The following is a 5,026-nucleotide window of genomic DNA, read 5'->3' as shown; positions in this document are numbered from 1 at the left end:
AGGAGAGGCGTCCGGTCATACCCTTCTCCGTGCATGGATCTCGGAGGCGACTTCGGGGGAGAGGGCGATATCGCACCCTTTCACCGAGATGACGACGGCTTCATTGTGAAGTTTTCTCCGGATAATGATCGGTTCACCCTCGATAACACCAAGATCAATAAGTCTCCGGTGACGTCCGGGACAACGGACAAAGGTGACGATAAGGGGCTCGCCTTCCGGGAAGGAGATGAGTGGTTTTGATTCCGGAGGGGTGGGACAGGGACGCCTGTAGTGCCCCCGGCACTTTCCCCCTTTTGACTGTATGAATGAATCAAGGGCGTCGATCGTCTCTTCGGAGACATCATGTTCGAGGAGGCATGCTTCACGGGAGGCAGCCTCTGCCTCAAGACCAAGTGTCTCTTTCAGAAAACATTCAAGAACAGCATGTTTTCGTGCGATCATCTCAGCAGCTCTTCTTCCTGCCGGTGTAAGGTGGTAGCCGGAGGAGCCCCCGGAGACGATGAGATCCAGATGCATGCATTGTTCAAGTGCAGTGGAAATTGATGCCTCCGGTTGAGAGAGATGAGAAAAAATCCTCTCCAGTGTGGGGATATCTCCCTCCTGCTGGATCAGAAGGATGGTTTCAAGGAGATCTTCCTCAAGAGAGGTCTGCATATACAGAGTATCTGAGTCGTAAATGATATAGTATGCCATTTGGAGGAAATGCGTGCATCTATAAGGAGATGGATACCAATACCGGGTATGGGAAGCGGGGTGAACGCGGAGGTTGCCGGGGTGCTTGAGAGGGTTGCCGATCTCCTTCTCGTAATCGGTGAGAATCAATTCAAAGTCCGTGCATACCAGCGCGCAGCAGAGGCGGTGCGGAGATCGGCAAGGCCCGTTGCCGGGATGAGCCGTTCTGAACTGGTTGCGCTGGATGGCATCGGGAAGGGGACATCAGAGGCCATTCTTGCTATTGCTGAGACCGGAACCTGCTCTGAACTTGAATCCCTGATGGAGAAGGTGCCCCCTGATCTTCCGGAACTGCTTGAACTGGATGGTGTCGGGCCAAAGACGGTGCAGAAGCTCTGGAGCCACCTGAATATCACCTCGATTGCAGAGCTTGAAACCGCAGCCCGCGGGCGCCGGATACGGGGCTTGCGGGGATTTGGTGAGAAGAAGGAAGAAGAGATCCTCCGGGCGGTCAAAGTCTATAAGAACCGATCAGGGAGGATGCTCATCCCGGAGGCAGAAGAGATTGCCGGAGAGGTTGCTGCCATTCTCATTCCGGGGACATTTGAGTATGCCGGGTCGCTCAGGCGCGGCAGGAGCACAGTCGGGGATATCGATATTGTGACGACCGAGCCTGCGCAATCGGTCAATCCCAGGATCCGGAAGATTGCCAGCGAGATGATCGATGAGGGGATGAAGAAGACCTCGTTCTTCTATCGTGGGAAACGGGTTGATGTACGGTTTGCAGATACAATAGAGTTTGGAGCGACGCTCCTGTACCTCACCGGATCAAAGGAGTTTAATATCCGGCTCCGTGAGCGGGCAATTGCACGTGGGATGCAGCTGAATGAATACGGACTCCTGAATAAACAGAACGGGGAGATGACCCGGTGTGCAACCGAGGATGAGATCTTTTCGCTTCTTGGCCTCCATTTCATTCCCCCTGAGCTCCGGGAGGATCGTGGCGAGGTTGCTGCCGCAGAAGCCGGAACGCTGCCACAGCTGGTTGAGCTATCAGATATCAGGGGGGATCTCCATGCCCACACAACCGGATCAGATGGATCGCTCTCGGTTGATGAGCTGGCAGCAACCGCAGATGCGCTTGGATATGACTATATCCTCTGTTCAGACCATTCTGCCTCACTCGGTGTTGCACGGGGCCTCACACCTGAGGGGCTTTTCGAACAGGCACATGAGATCGAGATCGCAAACCGAAACCATGAATGCAAGACAATCGCCGGTATCGAGGTGGATATCATGACCGACGGGAGTCTCGGGCTGCCTGATTCTGTACTCGCCGATCTCGATCTCGTCATCGCCTCGGTTCATTCCTCGCTTCACCAGGAAGGTGATCAGATCACAAGAAGGGTGATAACAGCAATAGAAAACGAGCATGTCGATATCATCGGCCACCCGACCGGGCGGCTGATCGGCAGAAGGGAGCCGTCTGCAATTGATATTCCACGGATCCTTGAGGCTGCACGAGAGGCAGGGGTGGCAGTTGAACTGAATGCTTCACCATACCGGCTCGACCTTGATGATATTTATTTGAAGACGGCAAAAGAACTAGGAGTGAAGATTGCAATCGGGACCGACTCCCATGGGCCGGGAGATTTTGCCGCGATGAGATATGGCGTGACGACAGCCCGGCGTGGCTGGTGCGGAGCCCGCGATATTCTGAATACCTATTCATTACCCGGATTGCTGGACTATTTCAGATGATACACAGGCTCTATGAATACCTGCTGATGCGGGAGATCACAACTCCCCCCCGCGAGATCTGTTTTATGCTGACGGCATTCGATCTCCGGTCTGCGCCTGAGCGGATCAACGAAGTTGTCAGGTGGTCAGAGGGTGTCCCGGGTATCGGGATGCTGACCTTCCATATCGACACAGACGATATCTCCTGCGTGATGCCTTTTATTGATGACTTGAAGGAGGTTTCCCGGCATGCCCGTCTCGAGCTGCATCTCAAAGATGAGGTCTTTCTTTCAGGAGAGGGCCTCCCGGTTCTGATCGTCGTTGGCAGGAGCGGCCGGGAGGAGATCACAGAGAGCATTCAAAAGATAGCGGATGAAGGAATTGACCCATGTGATCTTACCGAGGAGACGATCGAGTCGCATCTCACCTTCAGATCCGCACCCGATCTGATCATAAAGACTGGCGGGAGCTACCTCACCGATTTTCTCATCTGGCAGTCGGTCTATTCCGAACTTTTCTTCCTGGATGTAAACTGGGAGTTCTTCAGGAAGACCGATCTGCTCCGTGCGATCAGGGATTTCCAGTCACGGGCACGACGCTTTGGAGCCTGAACGTCTTCTCTGATCATAGACCCGGATCGCCCTGAGCAGATCTATTTTCCGAAACTGCGGCCAGTATGGTGCGCAGAAGTAGACTGAAGATTCATTCCCGTTTGCGAGCCATGGCAGGAAGTTTGAGGTCCGGTATTCGTTCCCGGTTCTGATGATCAGGTCAACCGGCGGGAGCCCGAGGCCGCCGTAGAGGTTCTCCTCGACCATTGCCGGGGTGATCTCGTCAGATCTGAGGGTGCCTGCCCGGACCTGTGAGACGAGGCGGCGGGCGGCATGGACGATCTCGTTCCTGCCCCCGTAGGCGATGGCGACATTGAGGTAGTGGTTGCTGTACTCTTTTGTTGCTTCTTCTGCCTCTTCGACACATGCGAGGACATCGTCCGGAAGAAGGGTCTTGTCGCCGACCATCCTGACCCGGATCTTGTTTCTGTGTACCCGCTCGTCTGTGAGTACTTTTAAGAACCGATCCTTGAAGAGTTCAAAGAGTTCTGTAAGCTCTTCATCGCTCCGCCGGAAGTTCTCGGTTGAGAAGGCATAGAGGGTGATATGTTTGATCCCAAATTCCCGTGCCCATTCGAGCATCGTCTCGGTGGTGTTGGCCCCCTGCCGGTGCCCGAACCCCGTCTTCTGCCCCATCTCTTTTGCATATCGCCGGTTTCCGTCCTGGATGATCGCGATATGGGTCGGGATATGGGTGATGGTCGACTTCAGGATGCGGAAGTAGAGGGGTTCCAGGAGGGATCTGAGTGTCATAGTGGTTCTATCTCCACGATCATGCCGTTATTCGGGTACCGTTCGATGATCTCAAGTTCAAGGCCGGGTGTTCCTTTCAGATCATCAAGGAGCCACCATTCGCATTCGAGGCTGCCATCCGGCTGGAGCTCGTAACTCCCCTCTTCGAATGTGGCGAGGAGATGGCTGAGATCGGTGTTGGATCTGATCCTTCCATAGACGATTGTACCGTCATCGGTGATCTCATCAAGGTTCCGGGCGGTCATAGTTGCTATTCGTATGAGCCGCTCCCTCAGCTGGACGGCATCCTTGAAGCCGGAAGAGCAATAGTGCACCTTCGGATCATCGGTGATCTCCTCAGCCCATTCCTTTGCCCCTTTAATTGCGTTATAGAGCCCTTCTTCCGACTCCATGCCGCGTTTCCGCATCTCGTCTGCACAGGTCTCGCCCCACTCAAGCTCGTTGATATTGAAGAAGTCAAGCAGCGGCAAAATCGGCCTGAGGTTCCCGATACCGGGGAGGGAAGGAACTTCAATCCCGATATCAAAGCCCATCTCTTTTGCTCGCCGTGCGGATTCCGGATAGTCCGTCTCCATGATATGCTCCCAGACTTCATATGGCGGGTGCATCCGGATCTCGTCAACAACCCCCTGAAGTGCGGCTAAATCTGCCTCTGTCGGGGCCCGGCCGGTATAGAGATGGATCTGGTGATTGCTGCCGAAGTGATCTTTTAAGAGCCTGCAGTAGTGAACTGTCCGATCAATGAAGAGGAGGGGCTCGCCGCCGGTGACGCCGGTGCCGAGCGCATCCATCGCTTCTGCCTCGGTGATTAGGTCGGCATCTGATGAGACGGGCTTGTCGTTTGCGAAGACGACATCGAGGTCTTTTCTCTCGACCGAGAGGGGGCAGTACCAGCAGGTGCGGTCACAGAGGCCGGTTATGAAGAGGACGAGCTTTGCCCCCTGGTAGCAGAGGATACACCCGTCGCTTAAGTTCTCCGGCAGAAGAGTCTCGGCCCGCTCCATGAGGCCGGATACGGGTTCATCATTGTCCATGGGATCGCCTCGCGGGTGTGGGATTTTGTATGTGGATTGAAAGTGGGGTGGGGAATGTCATTTGGATCTCTGCTTCTCTATTGATCGTGTATGAGTAAAACAGTATGCGGACGGGTGGCGGGGAGAGCCGGGCATGTGGAAGGAGGGCAATGCCGGGGTAAGAGAGGTATCCTGAGGAGTACCTTTTTCATTATGATGATGCTATGTATCATCATG

5 protein-coding genes are annotated in these 5,026 nt (G+C 54.6%); 2 read left to right on the top strand and 3 right to left on the bottom strand.

Annotation, left to right across the window (positions count from 1 at the left end; all coding sequences use genetic code 11):
- Positions 1-15: 15 nt before the first annotated feature.
- Positions 16-654, bottom strand: a complete 639-nt coding sequence (locus tag QCH34_RS06610; protein WP_300332049.1) for a metal-dependent transcriptional regulator — start codon at positions 652-654, stop codon at positions 16-18.
- A gap of 48 nt (positions 655-702) precedes the next feature.
- Between QCH34_RS06610 and polX the strand changes: the two genes are divergently transcribed.
- A complete protein-coding gene (polX, locus tag QCH34_RS06605) occupies positions 703-2,433 on the top strand; it encodes a DNA polymerase/3'-5' exonuclease PolX (RefSeq protein WP_300332047.1) in 1,731 nt (576 codons plus the stop codon).
- Positions 2,430-3,023 (top strand): undecaprenyl diphosphate synthase family protein, encoded by a 594-nt coding sequence (locus QCH34_RS06600; RefSeq protein WP_300332044.1) that lies wholly within the window; start codon positions 2,430-2,432, stop codon positions 3,021-3,023. Before polX ends, QCH34_RS06600 begins: the two co-directional genes overlap by 4 nt.
- Here QCH34_RS06600 and uppS read toward each other — a convergent pair.
- Positions 2,997-3,776, bottom strand: a complete 780-nt coding sequence (gene uppS / locus QCH34_RS06595; RefSeq protein ID WP_300332041.1) for a polyprenyl diphosphate synthase — start codon at positions 3,774-3,776, stop codon at positions 2,997-2,999. The genes QCH34_RS06600 and uppS overlap by 27 nt on opposite strands.
- Positions 3,773-4,810 (bottom strand): radical SAM protein, encoded by a 1,038-nt coding sequence (locus QCH34_RS06590; RefSeq protein ID WP_300332038.1) that lies wholly within the window; start codon positions 4,808-4,810, stop codon positions 3,773-3,775. Before QCH34_RS06590 ends, uppS begins: the two co-directional genes overlap by 4 nt.
- Positions 4,811-5,026: the final 216 nt, after the last annotated feature.

This window comes from Methanocalculus sp. (assembly GCF_029762515.1).
Classification (GTDB): domain Archaea; phylum Halobacteriota; class Methanomicrobia; order Methanomicrobiales; family Methanocorpusculaceae; genus Methanocalculus.
Note: the sequence above shows the minus strand (reverse complement) of the source record. Positions and strands in the feature narration are given on the sequence as shown.

Coding starts and splice junctions, on each gene's coding strand:
- uppS (WP_300332041.1), bottom strand. CDS start 3,776: ATGACACTCAGATCCCTCCTGGAACCCCTCTACTTCCGCATCCTGAAG.
- QCH34_RS06600 (WP_300332044.1), top strand. CDS start 2,430: ATGATACACAGGCTCTATGAATACCTGCTGATGCGGGAGATCACAACT.
- polX (WP_300332047.1), top strand. CDS start 703: ATGCGTGCATCTATAAGGAGATGGATACCAATACCGGGTATGGGAAGC.
- QCH34_RS06590 (WP_300332038.1), bottom strand. CDS start 4,810: ATGGACAATGATGAACCCGTATCCGGCCTCATGGAGCGGGCCGAGACT.
- QCH34_RS06610 (WP_300332049.1), bottom strand. CDS start 654: ATGCAGACCTCTCTTGAGGAAGATCTCCTTGAAACCATCCTTCTGATC.